Origin of the sequence: Bacillus sp. F2HM (genome assembly GCF_019266135.1) — a bacterium.
GTDB classification, from domain to species: Bacteria; Bacillota; Bacilli; order Bacillales; family Bacillaceae; genus Bacillus; species Bacillus safensis.
Genome location: NZ_LRMO01000019.1, coordinates 39,453 through 59,848, shown reverse-complemented (window position 1 = coordinate 59,848; position 20,396 = coordinate 39,453). Strand labels below are relative to the sequence as shown.

18 protein-coding genes are annotated in these 20,396 nt (G+C 42.3%); 4 read left to right on the top strand and 14 right to left on the bottom strand.

Going from position 1 to position 20,396, the window contains the following annotated elements; genetic code table 11:
• Positions 1 to 24: 24 nt before the first annotated feature.
• Positions 25 to 882, top strand: coding sequence for a GNAT family N-acetyltransferase (locus AWT60_RS12580; protein WP_218677322.1), 858 nt, complete (start codon positions 25 to 27; stop codon positions 880 to 882).
• 43 nt (positions 883 to 925) lie between these two features.
• Here AWT60_RS12580 and AWT60_RS12575 read toward each other — a convergent pair whose 3' ends face one another.
• The 6 genes from AWT60_RS12575 to AWT60_RS12550 are packed head-to-tail and all read right to left on the bottom strand — an operon-like array spanning position 926 to position 9,227.
• Positions 926 to 2,740: an IucA/IucC family protein gene (locus AWT60_RS12575; protein ID WP_218677321.1), complete on the bottom strand. Its 1,815-nt coding sequence runs from the start codon at positions 2,738 to 2,740 to the stop codon at positions 926 to 928.
• Positions 2,741 to 2,753: 13 nt separating this feature from the next.
• Positions 2,754 to 4,103, bottom strand: a complete 1,350-nt coding sequence (locus AWT60_RS12570) for a lysine N(6)-hydroxylase/L-ornithine N(5)-oxygenase family protein (RefSeq protein WP_218677320.1) — start codon at positions 4,101 to 4,103, stop codon at positions 2,754 to 2,756.
• Positions 4,078 to 4,632 carry a GNAT family N-acetyltransferase gene (locus AWT60_RS12565; protein ID WP_046310508.1) on the bottom strand — a complete coding sequence of 185 codons (555 nt, stop codon included), beginning with the start codon at positions 4,630 to 4,632 and terminating at the stop codon, positions 4,078 to 4,080. Before AWT60_RS12565 ends, AWT60_RS12570 begins: the two co-directional genes overlap by 26 nt.
• Entirely contained in the window at positions 4,629 to 6,410 is a 1,782-nt protein-coding gene (locus AWT60_RS12560; protein WP_218677319.1) for an IucA/IucC family protein, read from the bottom strand. Before AWT60_RS12560 ends, AWT60_RS12565 begins: the two co-directional genes overlap by 4 nt.
• Complete coding sequence (locus tag AWT60_RS12555) at positions 6,407 to 7,894, bottom strand: pyridoxal phosphate-dependent decarboxylase family protein (RefSeq protein WP_218677318.1); 1,488 nt, start codon at positions 7,892 to 7,894, stop codon at positions 6,407 to 6,409. The genes AWT60_RS12560 and AWT60_RS12555 overlap by 4 nt, the downstream gene beginning before the upstream one ends.
• Complete coding sequence (locus AWT60_RS12550; RefSeq protein WP_024425084.1) at positions 7,881 to 9,227, bottom strand: aspartate aminotransferase family protein; 1,347 nt, start codon at positions 9,225 to 9,227, stop codon at positions 7,881 to 7,883. Before AWT60_RS12550 ends, AWT60_RS12555 begins: the two co-directional genes overlap by 14 nt.
• A gap of 384 nt (positions 9,228 to 9,611) precedes the next feature.
• Here AWT60_RS12550 and AWT60_RS12545 point away from each other — a divergent pair, with 384 nt between their 5' ends.
• A complete protein-coding gene (locus AWT60_RS12545; protein WP_056766114.1) occupies positions 9,612 to 10,148 on the top strand; it encodes a serine O-acetyltransferase in 537 nt (178 codons plus the stop codon).
• Here the strand turns inward: AWT60_RS12545 and AWT60_RS12540 are convergent.
• The 3 genes from AWT60_RS12540 to AWT60_RS12530 all read right to left on the bottom strand — a co-directional run bounded on the left by AWT60_RS12540 (position 10,143) and on the right by AWT60_RS12530 (position 11,943).
• Positions 10,143 to 10,400, bottom strand: coding sequence for a hypothetical protein (locus AWT60_RS12540; protein ID WP_024425086.1), 258 nt, complete (start codon positions 10,398 to 10,400; stop codon positions 10,143 to 10,145). The genes AWT60_RS12545 and AWT60_RS12540 overlap by 6 nt on opposite strands.
• Positions 10,401 to 10,495: 95 nt before the next feature.
• The gene (locus AWT60_RS12535) at positions 10,496 to 11,062 is read right to left on the bottom strand and encodes a GNAT family N-acetyltransferase (RefSeq protein ID WP_163115303.1); all 567 of its coding nucleotides are present in this window, start codon (positions 11,060 to 11,062) and stop codon (positions 10,496 to 10,498) included.
• Between the two features lie 14 nt (positions 11,063 to 11,076).
• Positions 11,077 to 11,943 (bottom strand): AraC family transcriptional regulator, encoded by an 867-nt coding sequence (locus AWT60_RS12530; protein WP_218677317.1) that lies wholly within the window; start codon positions 11,941 to 11,943, stop codon positions 11,077 to 11,079.
• 113 nt (positions 11,944 to 12,056) lie between these two features.
• On the opposite strand from AWT60_RS12530, the gene AWT60_RS12525 reads away from it, so the two are divergent.
• A complete protein-coding gene (locus AWT60_RS12525; protein ID WP_218677316.1) occupies positions 12,057 to 13,433 on the top strand; it encodes an MATE family efflux transporter in 1,377 nt (458 codons plus the stop codon).
• Positions 13,434 to 13,457: 24 nt separating this feature from the next.
• Here the strand turns inward: AWT60_RS12525 and AWT60_RS12520 are convergent, their stop codons facing one another.
• The 4 genes from AWT60_RS12520 to asnB all read right to left on the bottom strand — a co-directional run bounded on the left by AWT60_RS12520 (position 13,458) and on the right by asnB (position 19,268).
• Entirely contained in the window at positions 13,458 to 14,297 is an 840-nt protein-coding gene (locus AWT60_RS12520; protein WP_041110061.1) for a phytoene/squalene synthase family protein, read from the bottom strand.
• Positions 14,290 to 15,765, bottom strand: coding sequence for a phytoene desaturase family protein (locus AWT60_RS12515; RefSeq protein WP_218677315.1), 1,476 nt, complete (start codon positions 15,763 to 15,765; stop codon positions 14,290 to 14,292). The genes AWT60_RS12520 and AWT60_RS12515 overlap by 8 nt, the downstream gene beginning before the upstream one ends.
• Complete coding sequence (locus tag AWT60_RS12510; protein ID WP_041110056.1) at positions 15,762 to 17,279, bottom strand: phytoene desaturase family protein; 1,518 nt, start codon at positions 17,277 to 17,279, stop codon at positions 15,762 to 15,764. The genes AWT60_RS12515 and AWT60_RS12510 overlap by 4 nt, the downstream gene beginning before the upstream one ends.
• Before the next feature lie 147 nt (positions 17,280 to 17,426).
• Positions 17,427 to 19,268: an asparagine synthase (glutamine-hydrolyzing) gene (gene asnB / locus AWT60_RS12505; protein WP_041110054.1), complete on the bottom strand. Its 1,842-nt coding sequence runs from the start codon at positions 19,266 to 19,268 to the stop codon at positions 17,427 to 17,429.
• A gap of 154 nt (positions 19,269 to 19,422) precedes the next feature.
• Here asnB and AWT60_RS12500 point away from each other — a divergent pair, with 154 nt between their 5' ends.
• Positions 19,423 to 19,950 (top strand): DUF2777 family protein, encoded by a 528-nt coding sequence (locus AWT60_RS12500; protein ID WP_041110052.1) that lies wholly within the window; start codon positions 19,423 to 19,425, stop codon positions 19,948 to 19,950.
• Between the two features lie 38 nt (positions 19,951 to 19,988).
• On the opposite strand, the gene AWT60_RS12495 is transcribed toward AWT60_RS12500, so the two are convergent.
• The gene (locus tag AWT60_RS12495) at positions 19,989 to 20,357 is read right to left on the bottom strand and encodes a YisL family protein (RefSeq protein ID WP_034282135.1); all 369 of its coding nucleotides are present in this window, start codon (positions 20,355 to 20,357) and stop codon (positions 19,989 to 19,991) included.
• Between the last annotated feature and the right edge of the window lie 39 nt (positions 20,358 to 20,396).

Below are 20,396 nucleotides of genomic sequence, written 5' to 3'. Positions count from 1 at the left end.
TCAGCTAAGAAGGAGTTGCGTGTATTGGAAAACGTTGTACAACGAACTTTAACACTTGATGACATACCCGATCTTATCGCATTGTCAAAAGAGGTCGACTGGCCTGATTACAATGCGGATGAGCTTACATCTCTTTTAACAAACGGATATTTTACAGGTTTTTCAACAACAGATGGACAAGTGATCTCATGTGCAGGGCTTTTCCAATATGATAAAGCAGCATCAATTGGTGCCGTTATTGTATCTGAGACGCACCGCGGCTTAGGCCTTGCACGGAAAATGATTGACACCCTGCTTCGCAGAAGCAATCAAAGTGTTCCTGTCGTTTTAACTGCTACTGTACAAGGACAGCCCGTTTACGAAAAAATCGGATTTCAAACGGCCGGCTATATTCATACATACAAAGCACAGACCACGAATCCATCGGCTTTTCGTGTGTCAGGCGGGATTCACCTTTCTCCTGCTGATGAAACGGACCTGCCGTCTATTGAAGCACTTGATGAAAAAGGTGCAGGCACCAATCGATCAAGCTTTATAAGAAAGCGAATGGAACGAGCATCGTTCCGGCTGATCGCAAAGAATGAGCATCATGAAACAACTGGCTTTGCATTTGGCATCGAAACCCCTGCTAATCTAATGATTGGACCGCTTACAGCAAACGATGAACAAACCGCTCTCTCGCTCATCCAATCACTCATCACGTCTTATTCAGGTGCAATTCGTATAGATATGCAAGAAGAAACTGCTGAACGCCTGCATGAAACACTTGTTGAAGCAGGATTTACGAAAACAAACGTAGCCCATTTTATGATGATTCGCGGGAAAGAAAAACTAAATGATCCCGCCCTTTTCTATTCCCTTGCCTCTCAAGCATTTTCTTAAAAAACAAACAAGCTGTAGACACTTGATGTCTACAGCTTTTCTATTACTTCTCCCCAACTGACGAAAGAACATGAGCGAGTGCATTTGTGACCTTCCCATGCTCTGATGCATGCGGGCGGTCATCACCATCTCCATAGCCATAATCAATCATTCGATTACGATTTAAGCAAAGCTTTGTCAGCTTCGGCTGGAATAGATCAAATAATTCAAAACGGTCTTTCAACTGCGGGAATTGCTTTTGATACTGCTGAATTTCTTCAGCAAGCAAACGCCAAAGAGTCGTTTCATCTAACAGATTGTGATTGTCTAATACGTTGGATACATAACGCAGATTGCAAATAAATAATCCTGTAAAGATAAATTGCACCAGACCTTCTGGCGGCTCACTGCGCAGCACTTCTTTTAAATCTTCTTCTAATGAAGCTAATTCAGGCAGCGGCTGGTCACTTATATTCACATCATCAACGAAATCTTTGATCGCCAAACGATGAGGCTGATGATTTTTTAACACAAGAATTGTATTTTGCCCATGCGGTGAAAAGACTGTGCCGTATTGATACATAAAGTGCAGCAGCGGCGGCATCACGACATGGAAGAACTTCGCCATCCATTCTTTTGCTGAGAGACCTGATTTTTCAATCAGCTGCTTGATATACGGCTCACCTTCTTGATCCTCATAAGTGAGTGCCGCAAGTGTAACAGGGCTCTCCCCTTCTTCTAAGTACGTATAAATGCTTTCTCTAAAAATGACACCGAGCATCTCAAGATATTGATACGGCGCACCAGGCAGTTTGCTGTAGTATGGATGATCGACATTGATACTTGCATTCTCACCTGGTAAAATGACGCGGCAGACATCAGATAAAAATGAGTCTTGATCGGCAATCCCTTTAATATGCGCTGTAATGCGCGGGGCAATGACCGTACGTTCTGATGGGAGTCCACGGTACACGAGCGTATTTAAAATACTCATTGGCAGTTTAATATGATGCTTGTCTTTATTTGAGATATTTGTAAAGGTTCTGATCGACTGCTGCGGGATATATTGATCCAGTCCCTCTCCCAAATACACAATCCGGCGCAAGGCCAAATCTTCCGGGAAATGCTGAATAATCATATGCGTCCACTGCCACTGATGAACAGGCATCATATAATAGTCAGCTGCATTCAGTCCTTCATCCTTTAACACACGTTGAAATTGACGAATCGTGACTTCATCTAATTCTTTGGCGATTACCTGCTCATAGTTTTCATGATCGACTGCATGGAATGTCGCAAGCTCTCTATGTACAGCAATCCAAGACAGCTGCACACATTCCTGCCGTTCTGGTGCATAAGCTAAGTAATCATCGTAGCTGAATCCTATACGCCCTTTGTTATACACAATCCAAGGATGGCCTGTCATTTCTCCTTCAATCCATGCATAATCAGTATCTGTCAGTTCATCCGCACGAAGTGCTTTTTTCGACAGCAAATGGACATCGGCTAACAAAGTATGGTGAAGCTCTTTGATAAGATGGCCTGTTGTATCAGAAGACATTGGAATGATCGGCTGAATGTCTAGTAAAAACACAATGGCACTGACATCCTTTGACCATTTTCCATCTTGACAGCACTCAATTGATTCAGCGATTGTATCAAAACTATCAAACAACCGAGGTTTTGCCAGATAACGATATTTCTTATGTTCGTGAATGATTAATTCATACTGCGCGATGCCATCCTTACAATCCAGCTCTACAGGATGAAGCATGTCCTCATACATGTATTCAGACAGCATTTTTGCCACCATTCGCTGGTTTGCCTTTTTCCAAGCAGCAGGATTCACCGCTTTTTTCAATTCATCTTGTACACTCATCGCTTCATCCTCCTTATCCTTTGATTTCTTCAAATGTGTGTGCGTTCTTGTGTATTCCAAATGTCTGGAAGACGTGTTTTTGATAAAGTGGATACACAGTTTGGCGAGCAAGTTCATTGATGATCACACTGTTTCGATAAGCCCCCAGCCCCAAATCTGGAGCGCCGACCCCATGTGTATGAAGCTCTGCATTTTGTACAAAAATATCATTTTCACCCATCGTATTTGTTTTCAAACGATATTCACGTTCAACTTGGAATCTCCCTTGATCATCCCATTGAATGTGATGAGAAATAGGATTGATAAATGGCGGCAGAACGGATTGATAGCCAGTCGCCAATACGACAATATCCGTCTCATGTGTAAAGGATTCTTCCTTGACCCATTGCGTGCATGAAAGTGATAATCTGCCTGTAGTTTCCTCAATCAGGTTAACCTCTGTCATGGCTTGAAGCACTGTGTTCAGCTGCTTTCCACAGGCAGAACGTTCATAAAGCAAATGATAAATATCACGAATCATCGCCGAACTGATACCTTTATACAGCAAGTCTTGCTGTTTTAATAACGCATCCTTTTTGCCTTGCGGAAGCTCATAAAAGAAATCAATATAGTCAGGGGAGAAATACTCAAGTCCAAGGTTTGAATATTCCATTGGGAAAAATCCTTTTGACCGTGTGAACCAGTGAATATCCTGCGCCTCATCATCTGATAAAATGTCATAAAACACTTCTGCCGCACTTTGACCAGAGCCGATAACTGTTACAGATTTCCCTTTGAAACAGCCTTCTTTCTTTCGTTTTAAATAGTCAGCTGAGTGAAAAACCTTCTCTCCTAAAGCAGGCTGGAGCGATGCGGGTATCGCCGGCTGCGTGCCAATTCCTAAGACGAGATGTTTGCTTTCAAACACCTCTACAGTTTGGTTCTTTACATGACGGACATGCACTTCATAGCGCTTTTCGCCTGCCTTTTCGATCAGTGAGACAGATTCGACGTTCATGCCAAATCGGCAAGAGTCTAACTGGTCAGCGACCCAGCGGCAATAATGACTGTATTCCTTGCGCGGGATATGGAAGTCCTCTAGAAAGTAAAATGAATACAAACGGTTTTGTTCCTGCAAATAGTTGAGGAAGCTATATTTGCTTTTCACATCTGCCATGCTGACAAGGTCCGCTAAAAATGGGACTTGCAGTGTCGTCCCTTCAATGAGCATCCCAGGGTGCCAGTGAAAGGCTTCACTTCTTTCAAAAAACAAAGCGTCGATTTCATTTACTTCTTCAGATAATGCGGCAAGCCCCAGGTTAAACGGGCCAATGCCGATCCCAATTACATCCACTATATTATTTTGCTTGTTGGACCGCGTCATGGTTATACTTCCTTTCGAATCGTTCTCGATCACAAAACATCAAAAGACCTGTTTTATCGGGTAAAGTGACTGGTTTCACACGTTCGAAGCCGCATTTCTCAAATACATGAATCATTTTTTCATTGCGAATATCCGGCTCAGCAACGATTTTTTCTGTTCGTTTGTTCTGCTCAAATTGAAATGCTGTCATTGCCTGAAGGAGCGGCGCAGCAAATCCTTTTCCCACATAATCCGGCTCCCCTATTAACAGGTGGATGCCTTGATCATGCGGAGAAGGCTCATAGTAGGATTCAATGATATCCCCTTTCACGTTGTAAGCCTCAAAATAACTCATTGGCGTCCCATCAATCGTGCCTAAATAAAGAGTTTGATGCGGATCATGTATAGCCTGATAAAAATGCTTTTCAAAATCAGGAAACGGAATATTCAAATGCCAAAATGGGTGAACGTACTCTTCTTGCATCCACTTATGGACAAGCTGGACGTCTCTTTCATATTCAGCACGAATAAACCTGATGCGATGCCTCATCCAATCAGCGCCTCCTTATGTAAAAAGAGCGGATTCAAGACAGCCGTGTAACGAGACTGTGTTTCCAGAGAGCCTGTCAGCTCATCCATATCTTCAAATCGTGTCAGCAAATTCGCTTTTGAAGGAAGTTCTTTTGAGCGGAGAAGGCTGTTAGTCAGATCAGATGCTCCGTACGTCTCCTCATGAGCGAGCAATGTATCTCTCACGAGTGCCAGCAAATCTTCTTCCTTTGCAAGGCCTTCCGTGCCAAAGCCATTAATGAGCCCAAATAAATGATTAAAGAAGAAATAATAACGGAGTCTCTCAACGGCTACATCATCCGCACAAATGGTTTCACTTCTTACGCTCAAGTTTTGAACTAGATTCGCGAGCTTATCTTTTTTTGATTCACTATAATAGTAGCCTTGGTTGTCACGATAATAGAAGGTCTCTGGATAACCATCCTTCATTTGCACAACAGCATTTTGCTGATGGGCCTCGAGTGCAAGACCATACGTTTCAAACAGCCAGAGCATCGGCTTTAACGAAATGGTCAAATATTGTTTAAACCAATCTTGGCTGACCGCTTCTGTTGACCGTCCTTCTGCGTCTGCAAGTTTATGAATAATTCCTGCTAATCTCGATTTTCCTCCGTACGCATGATCCTGACACAGCCCAGCAATTAAGCTTGCGCCTTTTTCACGATGCAAGAATGGATTTTGACGAATGACCACTTCAAAGCCTGATTCCGCTTCATCTCCTCGAATAGAGAGATATGCGGGATCTTCAATGACCCGGAATCCAGAGAATTTTTCATATAAAGAAACGCCTAATTCTGTTTTTAAGATGCGGGACATCTCTACTCCTCGATCCAGTTCCTTTTGTTTATTGATGCGTAACGAGTTCGTAATTTTCACAGGAACAGAGAATTTGAGCATATAAGCAGAATCCTTTTGATAGACCGTTCTAAAGGATGAGGTCGCTGTGTATTCAGACCCCAGCGGGCCTAAATAAGTCAGTTTCCCCTCCTCTATATAACGCTTCACGAATGCCTTCTCCATGACCACTTTGACTTGCAGCGGATGAATCGGAATGAGCACATATTCTCCGTTTTCTGTTAACCTATTCAGTTTCTCTGTTTCTTCTGGCACCTGACGCGAAAGCTCTTCTAACATGAGGCTTGCCGCAGGTTGTGAAATAGACGAATCCTGAAGCACAATCGAATGGTGCGCTTTAAAGTAATGAAGCTGGAAAGCTCCTTTCAGCTCAGGAGAATAGACGGCTTCCTCCTCTTCTGTCATTCCTTGTCTGCTTTTTGGTGTAGGATGTGTTAAATGTCCAAGGAGAAGTGACTGCTCAGCCTCGATGTACTCAAAATCAGCTTGAGATAAAGCAGCTTGATCACTTTCTCTCTCCCGTAAGAAACGTTCAATATTTCGGCAGCTTAAAATGATGCGAAGCATGAATTCATCCTCTGCATCTGTGCGGCCATATGCAATGAGAAGCTCCTTTGAACATAAAGCAACAAGTGTCGTGTAATCGACGATCGTTCCCTCTTTTTCGCTGCCACTTGGACGAAAGCGAATCGGAAAATTAAAGAGATGGCGGCCTACAGATGAAAAATATCGGATCGGAATCACAAGCTCAAGGTCTTGCTTTGCTAGTTTTGCCACGAATACAAGCGAACCATCTGCTTTCGTCTCTTTTTTTGCAGATCGATCGATTCCTGTTTCACGTAAAAAACAGTTTAAAAAGCTTTGCATAGTTGCATTTTCAGCCATTTGTTTATATTGACTCAACGTAGTACCCTCCCGGATTGAATATGAGCGATCCCGATATCAACGATGTCAGAAAGGATTTCCTCAATATGTGTGATTGTCGTTCTCGGATTTAACAAAGTGAATTTTAAGCATGTTTGACCATCCACCACTGTTTTCGCAATGACAGCAGTTCCTGATTTGAATAGCGTTCGATGGATGATTTTATTGATGTCATTCCCACCCTTAAATCGAAACACTACTGCATTGATTTCTGGCTCAGGATTGATCACTTCAAGGTGATCATTGCTTTCAATAAGCGCAGCCACATCCTTCGCAAAATCAATGGTATGGTCAATGATGTCACCAAACCCTTCCTCTCCAATTAGACGAAGAGAAAGAAGTAATTTCAGTGCGTCAAACCGGCGCGTCGTTTGGACAGATTTATGGACGAGGTGTAGTATTCCATCTAGTTCATCTTCCTTTGGATTGAGATAATCTGCATGATAATGAATCAAACCAAAATGCCTTTTATCCTTCAGCAAAAATGCCCCGCAGGAGATCGGCTGATAAAATTGTTTATGAAAGTCGATCGTGATGGAATCTGCAAGCTCGATACCGTCTAATTTCCGCCCGTAGGTTTCGCTTAATACAAGCGCACCGCCGTAGGCAGCATCTGCGTGAATCCACAAACCGAATGGCTTGACGATGTCATACACATCTCGAACCGGGTCAATACTGCCAAAATCAGTTGTCCCGCAAGTCGCAACTACCGCAAAAGGCAGGAGATCCTGTTCCTTTAATTCAACAAGTTTCTTCTTCAAATCGTTGAGGTCCATGCGGTGATGCTCATCTGTCTCTACTAGAACAACTGCCTGCTCCCCTAAGCCTAGCTGGGATGCAGATTTTTTCACAGTGAAGTGAGCATTCTTAGAGCAAAGAACTCTCATGCGGTGAGCCTCACTCGGCAAGCCTTTCTGCTGAACATTCCATTGCCATGTGTTTTCACAAAATGCATCTCTTGCAAGAAGCAGTCCCATGTAGTTAGATTGGGTGCCACCGCTCGTAAATGTCCCATCTGCTAGATTTCCATAAGAAAACTTCGCACATAGCCACTTTAAAATTTCCTCCTCAACCAAAGATGCAATACCGCTTTGATCGAAGGAATCCATTGATTGGTTAAAGGAGCTTACCATCACCTCTGCGGCAAGAGCAGGTATGAGCGGCGGGCAATGCAAATGTGCCAAGCATTTAGGATGCGATACATCAACGAGATGCGGCAAAAGATGCTGCTTTATATCTTGAAAGACAGATTCCATTGATTCGCCAGACGGTTGAAACTGAAATAAGGATTCGACACTAGCCGCTAATTTCCCAGGCAATATTCCGCTGTATGGTCCTTGGTCTTTTTGCCACTGATCCAGTAAGCTGTCGATAGATGTATGAAGAGCCGCTCGGAAGGACTCTCTTCCAAGCTGGCTTTGATTGATAAATAATGAATCCACAGAAGCTTTAGTTGATTGCATCGTAAACGGCCTCTTTGAAAATGGCGATGACTTGTTCAAGCTGTTCTTCTGTCATGATCAATGGCGGTAAGAATCGAATGACGCTACCGAAACGGCCTCCTGTCTCTACAATTAAGCCTTTGTCGAAGCAATTCTTTTGAATAAGACTTGCTAGCTCAGGATTTGCTGGATAACTTCCATCCACATCCTGCTTTTCATTTGGATTGACAATTTCAGCACCAATCATTAATCCTCTTCCTCGAACATCACCGATAGCAGGTACATTTTTTTGAATGTCTTTTAAATAAGCCTGCATGCGATTCCCTAACTGGTCTACATGATCAAGCAGATTGGTTTCTTTTATAAATTTAAGCGTAGCAGTTCCTGCAGCCATCGCCATTTGATTTCCTCTAAATGTGCCAATGTGTGCACCTGGATTCCATTGATCCAAATCTTGATCATAAATCACAACTGAAAGCGGCAGGCTTCCACCAATGGCTTTAGATAATACAATAACGTCTGGCACAATTCCCGCATGTTCAAAGGCAAACATCTTGCCTGTTCGGCCAATGCCTGATTGAACCTCATCGATAATGAGCGGAATGCCTTTTTCTTTTGTGATTCTTCTCATTTCTTTTATCCATTCAATAGATGCTGGAATTGAACCTCCCTCACCTTGCACTGCTTCAAAGATCATACCTGCTGGCGGAAGAATACCACTTTCAGGATCATTTAATACACGCTCAATATAAGAACTGGAAATACGGTGTGAATCTTTCCCGCCAATGCCAAATGGGCAGCGATATTCATATGGATAAGGCATGAAATGCACATCTGGAATTAACCCTTGCACTCTTTCCTTTGGAGACAAATTTCCGCTTAATGACATTGTGCCATGTGTCGCACCGTGATAAGCACCGTGGAAAGAAAGAATGGAACGATTTCCTGTCGCTGTCTTGACTAATTTAATCGCAGCTTCTATCGCATCACCGCCAGTTGGTCCACAAAATTGAATTTTTGCTCTCTTTGCAAACTCTTCTGGCAGGTGAGAAAAAATTTCATTCACAAACTCTTCTTTAATTTCTGAGGTTATGTCCAACGTATGCAATGGTCTTTTTTCATGAAGCATACGTTCAATAGCTTCTATAACAACCGGATGATTGTGACCAAGTGCAAGTGTTCCTGCGCCTGCCAGACAGTCATAAAACTCTCTGCCATCTGCATCTGTCACGATCATACCCTCGGCTTTTTGCATGGCTAACGGGAACCGTCTCGGGTAAGACCTTGCATTAGATTCTCTTTGACTTTGCTGCTCTAAAAATTGCTGATTTTTAGAAACGGTTTTGATGGACATAATAAAACACTCCTCCAATTGATAAAGATTATCATTTTCATTTATTAGCCTAGAGGATGTGAGATAGGAAAGTCAATTGTATTCAAAAAGATGATTCAAAAAGCATATGAATGCAATATTCTCTTTTTAATGAGTATTTTCGAGTAATTTTTACAAACCTTACTGCCATAAGGAGATGGAACGCATGAGACGGTTTGATATTGAAAATAATTACAAATCATTCTTCCTGGTTCTTTTGTTCTACTCAACTCAAAGCGCTCATTTTATGAAGAAATTTGGATGAAATGAAGGTAGAAAATTGAAGAAGTAACATCATTTTTTCTTGATATAAATGGTTTGAATGGTATAATTCCTCTGAAACATAAAGGAATGGAGGGGAATTTGATGATTTTTACAAAGCACGATCTTCACCATTACTTAACGCAGGATAAGAAAGCATTAGCGATTACGCGCAGAAGACCAAAGTGGTTTGGAGACGATATATGGAAATATCAAAGGTATTTACGAAAATATGAATACTATTCTAATAGCGGCGCTCTACTGCGCAAATGGTTTTATCGCTATTTACATAAAAAGAAAGGCATGCAGCTTGGCTTTGATATTCCGATTGGCGTCTTTGGCCCCGGCCTTAGAATCAATCATAGTGGACTCTTAATTGTGAATAAGCACGCAAAAATTGGGGCATTTTGTGATATTCATCAAGGGGTGAATATTGGCCAAAACCATTCCGAAAAGGATGTCCCAACCATTGGAGATCACGTATGGATTGGCCCCGGTGCTAAGCTGTTTGGAGACATTTATATTGCAAATCATATTTCTATCGGAGCAAATGCCGTGGTGAATCGTTCCTTTCATGAAGAGCAGATCGTCATTGCAGGTGTACCGGCTCAAAAGGTAAAAGAAAAAGGCCCTTCTTCATGAAGGCGCCTGATAAAAAAGAATAACACCGATCAAAACAGAGATGAGCAGCATGAGATAAAACAAGATGGTTAAAATCAAGATCGTCCATCCCAGCCCCTTTCTCTCTGTCTTGATCAAATAAATACCGAGTACGATGGTGCTAAATAGCACGCCTAAAATGGCCCACAGCCATTTGTCTTTGTTATGCTTTGGCGCATCAAACCATAAATAGATGGCAACAGCAAGTGAAACGAATAGACCCGTTAATCTCATATTTACATTCCCCCTTATGTAAAAAAACACATATTCTATTATTCGGTTGAATAACCGATTTTTTTCAATTTATTCAAACATACGATACTTTTGTCCTAAAATATTTTATCATTGTTCCGCGGAAGGCTTCGCCATTCTTCTCTCAACATTCCGTAGCGCATTGAATCAAAATAAACCCCTTGATAATAACGAACCTTTCTCAGTCTCCCCTCAAGGATAAATCCGCATTTCTCTGCGCACCGCATCATCCGTTCATTCCCTGACCAAGTTGTTAAACCAATTCGAGGGATATCAATATGCGTAAATAACACATCAATCCAAAGATTTAATGCCTTTGTCCCAATACCCCCGCTCCAAAAACGTGAGTCATAAATGATAATGCCGCATTCAAGCCACCTCGTACGTTCATTCTCCCAATAATAAGATACGGTGCCTTTGATATCACCATCTATTTCAATGCCATATAGCTTTTGGGGAATGGATTCTTCCTGTAAGTAACGTTTCTTAAATACAGCAAGCGGGATTTCGTGTTCATAAAAATAAGGGGCATTCCATTTTCGATAGGACTGGTCTGATGCTTTAAATTTTAAATGCCACACCGTCTCTAAGTCCGTTTCGGTTAATGGACGTATGTTCACAAGCTCTTCCTTTTCACTTTTCATCTGTTCACGTTCCTTTACTTTGTCGTTCTTTTTGCTAAATGACGGTACTCGATCGGCGTCATGCCTTCATTTTGCCGGAACAGCTTAGAAAAATAAGTAGGGTCGTCAATACCTACATGATCTGCAATAACAGCGATTTTTTCATTCGTTGATGCCAGCATGCTTTTGGCTTTTTCGATTTTGAGACGATGGCTGTACTGGTTTGGTGTCAATCCATATACCGTCTGCATACATCTTGTCATGTAGTCAGGATGATAGTGCAGTTTCTCTGCAAGCTGCTCCATGTGTAATTTCTCCATAAAGTGATGCTCAAGATAGTGAACCACTTCTGATGCGACGGTCTCCTTTGCACTTGGAATATGGAATGCTTCCTTTTGCAGGTGAATGAGCAGTTCCTCAAATAATAGCTGTTTTTTCAGCGGAAGTTCAGATGCATCATGATTTAGTGCTCTCATCGCTGAAAGGTGTTTTTTTAACACACTTCGCCCTTTCACTTTTCCTAAACGGGGCAGACTAAATTCATAGGTTGCCGGCTTTTCGAAGGTAGCTTGATTTTGTTTCATATCAATCCAGTGTTCTCTCGGCCGGTTCGTCAACTCAAATCGATCAATTGAGAAATGCAGCCACTCATAGTGGGTTTCCTCTTCACATGGCAGATGTCCACCATGAGACAGGCCCGGTGAGAGAATCATATATTCACCTTCTTTTACTTGATAAGCTGCCTCGTCCTCTGTCATCCATAGTTTACCTTTTGTGACATAGAGAAGATCAAATACAGTGAAGGTTCTTGAGATATGTCTTTCTCCTTGATGAAATACACCTTTACCTGAAGCAATATAAATAGGAAAAGGCGGTACGGTAAATGTAATAAATCGATCCATATTCATCCCCTTATGAAGTCGGATTTCTCCAATAAGTTTCGGTTTCATCTCTTCTTATTATAGTCGATGCACGGTACACTATAAATCGGATTTATACGAAAGGGGGCTGTGTGATGAAATCTCAAACCCTGTCATATGAAAAGGTTCAAGCCAAAGATGAGAAAACCCATCCTTCATTATTTGCATTAACTTGGCCTATTTTTATCGAAATCTCTTTATATATGCTCATGGGGAGCGCTGATACACTTATGCTCAGCCAATACTCCGATAACAGTGTGGCCGCAGTAGGTGTAAGCAACCAGCTCCTGAATTTATTAATTGTCATGTTCAGCTTCGTTACAACAGGAACGACCATTGTCATTGCGCAGCTTTTAGGAGCTGACCGCAAGCAGGAAGCGACTCAAGTCGCCTATGTTTCACTAGGAACCAACTTCTTGATCAGCTTTGTCATTAGTCTCCTTATGTTTGTGTTAGCTGTGCCAATCCTGCACATGATGGGCTTATCAAGTGAACTCATGCCGGATGCGGCGGTTTTTTTACAAATTGTCGGCCTGCTTTCTTTTATTCAAGCACTCATTATGACGTATAGTGCTATTTTAAAAAGCTACGGATATACAAGAGACACGATGTATGTCACCATCGGAATGAATTTGCTAAACGTTGCCGGCAATTATTTGGTCATTTTTGGTCCGTTTGGCTTTCCTGTATTAGGTGTCATGGGTGTTGCCTTTTCAACCTCGCTTGCTCGATTGATCGGCTTGATGGTGATGATCCTCATTGTCCGCCGCCGAATTGGATTGCGCTTTTCGCTGAAGAGTATGTTTCACATCCAGCGGACGCATTTAAAAAAGCTGCTGAAAATTGGCATTCCTTCTGCTGGAGAGCAGCTTTCTTATAACGGCTCTCAAATGATTATTACACTGTTTATTACATTTATGGGAACGCAGGCTTTAGCAGCAAAGGTCTACACTCAAAATTTGATGATGTTCATTATGTTGTTTGGTGCAGCGATTAGCCAAGGGACACAGATTTTAATCGGGCGCCATATTGGGGCGAAAGAATTTGATGCTGCCTACCGCAGATGTATGAAAAGCTTATACTGGGCCATTGGGATCTCTCTTCTTTCTTCCACTGCTTTATCTTTATCATCGACGCATTTGCTTACCTTTTTCACTAGCAATCGTGAAATCATTCAAATCGCCGCCACACTTCTCCTATTGACGATCATTTTAGAGCCGGGGCGCTCTTTTAATATGGTCATTATTAATTCATTGCGGGCTGCTGGTGACGCGAAGTTTCCAGTGTATATGGCGATGATATCAATGTGGGGAATTGGGCTTCCGATCGCTTACTTGTTAGGCATTCAGTTTGAAATGGGGCTCATCGGGGTTTGGATTTCTTTTATCGTGGATGAATGGGTCAGAGGCATCTTCATGTATAGGCGCTGGCGTTCCAGAGTATGGACGGAGTATCGCTTTTCTTCCACATAAAAAAGGACTGGGTGCAGTCCTTTTTTACGTAATATCTTCTAAAATAAGTGCTTTTTCCTGTTTGGAAATAAATACTCGCTCTGTAAAGACGCGGTATTCGTTTTCTCTTGTTTTATCTAAAATGGCTTTATAAAAGTGAGCTGCTGCTTTCACCGGTATACGTGAATAGAGCGGGAATTCATGAAGATGGTCAAAAAACTCCTCGTAGTATGCCTCTGCCTCAAAGGCAATGTACTCCCAGACGTGCTGGAAGGCTTGATTCACAATCCCTTCCTGCAATTCTTGCTCTGTGTACCCGAATTGATCCATCACCTGCTTTGGCAAATAGATGCGGTCTCTTTCAGCCTGATCTTCCCCAATATCTCGAAGGATGTTGGTTAGCTGCATAGCAATCCCTAACGAAATGGCTGCTTCTTTTAACTGCTCTTTTTTACGCGGTGCAATAATGGGAAGGAGCATCAGTCCAACGGTACTAGCAACATGATAGGAATAGATGAGCAGTTCATCTAACGTTTCGTAGCGCTGCTGCTCTAAATCCATCTCCTGTCCTTGGAGCAGGTCACGAAACGGGGCTTCATCCATCCGAAACTCTTGAAATGTATGCTCTAGCGCCACCCATATTGGATCATTCCGGTCTACCTCTCCTTGTAAAAATCGATCAAACGTCTCCCGAAAGGATGCAAGGTCCTCTTTTGGCGAAGGGGATTCATCTACAATGTCATCTGCTCTACGGCAAAAGGAATATACGGCCCAGACGGCCTGTCTTTTCTTTTTAGGCAGCATGGAAAAGGCCCGGTAAAACGTTTTTGAATGGGTTTGAATGGTTTCCTCACACACTTTTAATGCTGTTTGTACATCAACCACTTAGCTTCACTTCCTTTCTATCATTCAAATCTTTTAGTAGTACAGAAGCCATGAGCTTTGCACTTTGCATCACGATCGGCACCCCGCCGCCCGGATGGATGGAAGCACCTGCCGCATAAAGATTATCTGTCTCACTGACCTTCACTTGCGGGCGGAAGACACCTGATTGAAACAAATTAGGCGCAAGTCCAAAACTGCCGCCTTCAAACAATCCTTCTCGCAAGGAATCATTTGGTGTTCTGACCTTTTTCCAGACAATCGACTCTCTCAATCTTGGAAAGCCTCTTTTCTCAAGGACATTCACCATGTTCTCGACAAAATCTGTCTCCTCTTCCCAGTTGATATGATCTCCTGAAGGAACGGGAATCAGCATATAAAGAACACTGCAGCCATCTGGGGCAAGAGATGGATCAATGATCGATGGATTAAATGTATAAAACGACGGGTCTTGAGGAATCGTTTTCGTTTGAAAAACTTCTTTCATATGCTGATCAAAGTGTTCTCCCATAAAAAATTGATGAACAGGTGCTTCATGATACATATTGTTTAACCCGAGATACACCATCACACAGCCAGAGGACGGCACGTATTTCCGGCGATCTTGTTCGTCTAAACCAAATTGTTTTAACGCAGCTGGATAATCTCCATTGATCACAAATGCATCAGCGGTTTCATATTCATCATTTACTTTTGCTTTGACTGCCCGTTTCCCCTCAAACACCAATTGCGTGACTTCTTCATTTTTTCTTACATGCACACCCATGTTGATGAGCTGACCTTCCAATATATCTACTAAACTCGCATAGCCGCCTTTTAAATAGTAGATTCCATGTGCGTGCTCACTATAGGACACAAGCGAATAAATAGCCGATGCTTCATACGGGTTTCCCCCAACATAGAGGGTTTGAAGTGCGTATGCATCTCGCAGGCGTTCGTCTGAGAAATATTTTTTCAGAGCGCTTTGTACCGTTCGATACGCCTTTAATTTCATTAAAATCTTCATATTCGCTTTTGTAAAAAATGTACGTTTTTCGTGAAATGATTTTTCTAGAAAGGCTTGCTGCCCTTCTTGAAACCGGTCCGTCATTTCTTCCATAAACCTCAGGAACCCTTGATCTTCTTTTGGAAAAACACGTCTGATTTCATCTAACTGACGAAGTGCATCAGAGTATTTCGTATAGGAGGTTCCATCTTGATATTGAATTGTATACAGCGGATCAAGCTCCACAAGGTCAAGAGATGATTCGTCAATTCCTACCTCATGTAAAATGCCTTTTAACATGTCAGGAAGTAGGACAATGGTCGGACCTTCATCTACTTTATATCCTTTCTCACGTACAAAAGCAAGTCTCCCGCCAAGCCGTTCATTTTTTTCAACAAGGGTGACATCATGTCCCGCTTTTTTTAAATAAAGCGCTGAGATCATTCCGCCAATACCGCCACCTGCAATCAATATATGTTTTTTCATGAGGCGCTCCCCTTTTCTTGATGCGGCATTGTTTTGTGTGAATGTTTCTCTTTTTTAAGAATGGCATTTGTCGTAATACGTGCTGATTCTAAAATGGTTGGCAGTCCGCTTCCTGGATGTGTTCCTCCTCCAACGAGCCAGCAGTGCTTTAATTCATCAAATTCATTGTGCGGCCTTAGGACCATCATCTGCGTCAGCTGATGGCCGAGGTTAAATGTAGCTCCTTCATATACGTAAAGGTCTTCCTCCCATTGCTTCGGTGTGATCATCCGCTCGACTTCTATATGCTGTCTCACATTCTGAAAGCCCGTTTTCCGCTCCAATGTATCCAGCACAAGCTCTCTAAATTTACCTTGATGCGCCTCCCAATCAATACCGCTTTGGTTATTAGCAACTGGAGCCAGCACATAAAGAGCTGATTTTCCTTTTGGAGCAAGTGAGTCATCGGTTACACTTGCATTTTGAATATAAATAGACGGGTCATCTGGCAGCTCATATGTTTTCGTAATGCCTTTGACAAATCTAGCATAATCATCGGAAAAAACGATGGTATGATGCGGCTCATCATATATGGTATCCAGTCCTAAATAAAGCATAAAGGTAGAGCAAGAGAATTTTTTCTTTTTTAATTTCTTCTCGCTGTATTTCTTTAAGAGTCCTGGCTCGACAAGCTTTGTCATCACATGTGCAAAGTCTCCATTGACGACAACCTCATCTGCTTGTATTTCTTCCCCAGATTCTAAACGAATTCCTTTTACTTTTCTTCCCTCCGTGAGCAGCTTTTCGACGCCAGCTGACAGATGAATCTCTGCTCCAGCTTCAAGCGCGGCCTTTGCCATCGCTTCTGACAGCTGATTGACACCGCCCTTCGGATGGAATACACCTGTGTCATGTTCCATAAACGAAAGGATCGAGAACGCACCAGGGCATTCCCACGGGGACATTCCTAAGTACTTTGATTGAAATGTAAAAGCGTATTTCACTGATTCATTCGAAAAATAGTCTGACAGCACATCATACAAACTTTTATTTAGTGAAAGCTGTGGAAGTGCTTTGATCACCTTCGGACGAAGGTAATGATGAAAGCGATCCATTTTACTTTGTAAAATTGGTGTCAAACGATCCATTTTGCGCTTTGTATCCTTCATAAATCTTAGATACCCTTCGCCCTCACCAGGTGCAAAGGCTTCTAATCGTTTGTGCATTTCATCGCGATCCCGGATCATATCGAGCTGATTGTCTTGAAATATTAATCTATACATCTCTTTTAATTCAATCACATCAATATAGTCATAAAGATTTTTACCAGCAAAGGTGAACAGCTCCTCTGCAATATGAATCATACTGAGAAAGGTAGGACCTGTATCAAACGTGAAATCACCAAGTTGAAACTTAGCGTTACGCCCGCCAACAAAGGGCTGTTTTTCGTATACATGAACATCATGTCCTTTGCTTTGAAGCATCATAGCTGCTGCAAGGCCCCCTGGTCCCGCTCCAATCACAATGATTTTCATTATCCTTTTTCCTCCAAATTAATTCACTTTAAGTTAATTATACAAATTAGAAAGATTTGATCAACTTTTGATGTGCTCAAAAAGTCTCATGTTATGTATCAAAAAAGCCGGCTTCCTTTCAACAAGTGCAAGAAAGCCGACTCTTTATTACGCTTCTATATCAATTCGATACGTTTCAAACCAATGATGAATCTGTGCTAGATGGGCAATCAACTGCGGGCCCTTCATGAGCTGGCCATACCATGGCACATGAAAGGAAGCCCCTTCCGTTTCAATCAGCTGCTTTAATTGATGTGGATCTAAAAATTCGTGAAGTACAGAGTCTTTTTGCGCGAGACAGTCTGTGAGCATCTCTTTCACAGCCTGAGTATAGGCTGGATGATGTGTTTTCGGGTAAGGGCTCTTCTTTCGATAAAGCACTTCATTCGGTAAAATTCCCTCTAATGCTTTTCGTAAAACCCCTTTTTCACGATTTCCATGCATTTTCATTTCCCAAGGAATATTCCACACATATTCGACAAGGCGATGATCTGCAAATGGCACACGTACCTCAAGACTAGCCCCCATACTCATTCGATCTTTTCGATCAAGCAGTGTTGTCATAAACCAGATCATATTTAAGTAAAAAAGTTCTCTCCTGGCTTTATCGACGCCAGTTTCTCCATCTAAAAGAGGCGTTTCTGCCACTGTTTCTTCATATTTGCTTTGCGCGTATTCCTTAAGTGACAGCTTTTTTTGCCACGAGTCTTGCAGGAGCTGAGTTCTCGCTTCAGTCGATCTCATCCACGGAAAACCATTCGTTTCATTTTCCATATGGAACCAAGGATAGCCTCCAAAGATTTCATCCGCACATTCACCTGACAAGCCAACAACGAAGTCCTTTTTAATTTCTCGGCAAAACCACAGCAAGGAAGAATCAATATCTGCCATACCCGGTAAGTCTCGAACCTCAACGGCTTCCTTCAGATAGGAAGCGAGCTCTTTTTGTCCAATGATACAGCTATGATGATTCGTTTGAAACGCTTTGGTCATTCGATCAATCCAAGGACCGTCAGCATTCGGCTGGAATTGATTTGCCTCAAAGAATTGATCGTTTCCTTCGTAGTCAATGGAATACGTATGAAGCGGTGCTTTCCCTATTTTCTCAAAGTGCTTAGCGGCAATGGCAGTAATGGCACTAGAATCGACGCCCCCAGATAAAAATGTACATACCGGCACATCAGAGACGAGCTGTCTTGTCACGGCATCTGTAAAGAGATGCTTAATGTGCTGTGCGGTGTCATCAAGTGAATCGGTATGTTTCTTGCTTTTGACATTCCAGTATCTCCACACGCGCAGACCGTCTTTTGAAAAGGTCAAGGCATGTGCAGGTCTCAGCTCTTTTATCCCTTTAAACACGCCTTGACCTGGTGTTCTTGACGGTCCTAAGCCAAAGATCTCCGACAGCCCTTCATGATCGACTTTTGCTTTGATATCAGGGTGAGCAAGAAGTGCTTTGATCTCTGAACCAAATAAGAAGGAATGATGATGTTCTGTATAGAAAAATGGCTTGACGCCTAACCGGTCTCTCCCTGCAAATAACAATTCACGCTCACTATCCCAGATCACAAATGCAAAAATGCCATTAAAATGAGAGACACACTCTTCCTTCCATTCTGTATAGGCATGAAGAAGAACTTCTGTATCAGAATGCCCAAGAAAGCGGTGCCCCCTTTTTAACAATTCTTTTCTTATATCCTCCGTGTTATAGAGCTCTCCATTGTATACAATCGTATAAGCATGGTTTTGATGTGTATATGTCATCGGCTGCTTTCCGCCTTCTACATCTACAATCGCTAACCTTTTATGCCCGAAAAGAACGTGCTCACTTTTCCACGTGTTTGTATCATCTGGCCCTCTTTTAGATAATGTATCTGTCATTTGATTGATTACATGATCCTGTTGGATGAGCTGCTTTTTAAAGTCTGCCCAGCCTGTAATTCCACACATCATCATCAGCTCCCATCCGTTTTTCCTCAAGTGTTCTCATTCAGCCTTTCTTAGTTTATGCATCGTCTCCTTGATAGTTGATTTGTCCTTTTTTCCCGGCGTATAGGACAAGCTTGATTTGGTAAGAAAAGAAAGAGGAAAGGAGCTTTTGCATATGGAGAATCGAATGAAGCAGCTTGAACGCTGCAGCAGAAGATGGTGTAAAGGGTATTTGCTCATTGAGAACGGGCATTGTCTAATTGAAGATGAAGAAGGAGAGATCATGCTGCCAGAAAGTCTTCAAAGCACAATGATCTGTTTGAAGGAAAATGACCGATGGACAAAAGGAGAATTGCTTGGTTCTATGATTCTTCATGAAAACGGGCAGCTAATAGAAGTACAGGGAGGAGAAAACATTCAATATACGGCGTCTCTTGCCAAAGGCTGGCTTGATCTTCTCATGTTCGTACCGGACAACGCCTTTGATCACATCCTTGACCAGATTGAGCAGCTTGGTTTTTCCGTCTATGATTGTGTCTTCTCTTCCTTTCATTCAATGCAGCGCGTCTCTTTCTTTCAGTTTTCGGCAGATACACAATCACTTGCACTTCAATGTCACCATGAGCCAGCCGCCAGCCACATTCGTTTTGAATGGACCACTTCAGACGGACAACGGATCGTTTCACAATTTGATGCCACATAAAAAGGACACTGCTTCGTATAAGCAATGTCCTTTTTATATTAAAAGATATGGAAACCGATCGGCAGACGTAAACCGAGAAGAATGGTCACAATCGCAAATACGATAAAACCAATCAACACACCAGTCACCGATTTTCCTTTTTTCTTGCGCACTAGGACCATTTCCATGAAACCGATCACGAGGATACCGAGAATCATTTTCCCAATATACTCGCCTCCGAAACCTGGAATTTTCATTCCTGTGCGAACATACAATTCTACGCCTGTTGCGATGATGATCAAGTAGAATAAACGAACGATCATGTGCACAATTTTAGCGCCTTTGTCGTTTTTACCTGCTAGAGCAAAGGCTACGAAGAATAAAATAATCCCCAGCACCCATGCTGTGATATGTAAATGTGTTCCCATTTGTGATTTCCCCCTTTATCAGAACAAGTACCTTCTCAT

What these genes read in the sequence shown, in the direction of transcription:
- AWT60_RS12545 (WP_056766114.1), top strand. Translation starts at nt 9,612, where the DNA reads ATGATTTTTACAAAGCACGATCTTCACCATTACTTAACGCAGGATAAG.
- AWT60_RS12515 (WP_218677315.1), bottom strand. Translation starts at nt 15,765, where the DNA reads ATGAAAAAACATATATTGATTGCAGGTGGCGGTATTGGCGGAATGATC.
- AWT60_RS12535 (WP_163115303.1), bottom strand. Translation starts at nt 11,062, where the DNA reads ATGAAAAGTGAAAAGGAAGAGCTTGTGAACATACGTCCATTAACCGAA.
- AWT60_RS12570 (WP_218677320.1), bottom strand. Translation starts at nt 4,103, where the DNA reads ATGACGCGGTCCAACAAGCAAAATAATATAGTGGATGTAATTGGGATC.
- AWT60_RS12495 (WP_034282135.1), bottom strand. Translation starts at nt 20,357, where the DNA reads ATGGGAACACATTTACATATCACAGCATGGGTGCTGGGGATTATTTTA.
- asnB (WP_041110054.1), bottom strand. Translation starts at nt 19,268, where the DNA reads ATGTGTGGAATTACAGGCTGGGCAGACTTTAAAAAGCAGCTCATCCAA.
- AWT60_RS12555 (WP_218677318.1), bottom strand. Translation starts at nt 7,894, where the DNA reads ATGCAATCAACTAAAGCTTCTGTGGATTCATTATTTATCAATCAAAGC.
- AWT60_RS12575 (WP_218677321.1), bottom strand. Translation starts at nt 2,740, where the DNA reads ATGAGTGTACAAGATGAATTGAAAAAAGCGGTGAATCCTGCTGCTTGG.
- AWT60_RS12550 (WP_024425084.1), bottom strand. Translation starts at nt 9,227, where the DNA reads ATGTCCATCAAAACCGTTTCTAAAAATCAGCAATTTTTAGAGCAGCAA.
- AWT60_RS12540 (WP_024425086.1), bottom strand. Translation starts at nt 10,400, where the DNA reads ATGAGATTAACGGGTCTATTCGTTTCACTTGCTGTTGCCATCTATTTA.
- AWT60_RS12525 (WP_218677316.1), top strand. Translation starts at nt 12,057, where the DNA reads ATGAAATCTCAAACCCTGTCATATGAAAAGGTTCAAGCCAAAGATGAG.
- AWT60_RS12565 (WP_046310508.1), bottom strand. Translation starts at nt 4,632, where the DNA reads ATGAGGCATCGCATCAGGTTTATTCGTGCTGAATATGAAAGAGACGTC.
- AWT60_RS12530 (WP_218677317.1), bottom strand. Translation starts at nt 11,943, where the DNA reads ATGGATCGATTTATTACATTTACCGTACCGCCTTTTCCTATTTATATT.
- AWT60_RS12500 (WP_041110052.1), top strand. Translation starts at nt 19,423, where the DNA reads ATGGAGAATCGAATGAAGCAGCTTGAACGCTGCAGCAGAAGATGGTGT.
- AWT60_RS12510 (WP_041110056.1), bottom strand. Translation starts at nt 17,279, where the DNA reads ATGAAAATCATTGTGATTGGAGCGGGACCAGGGGGCCTTGCAGCAGCT.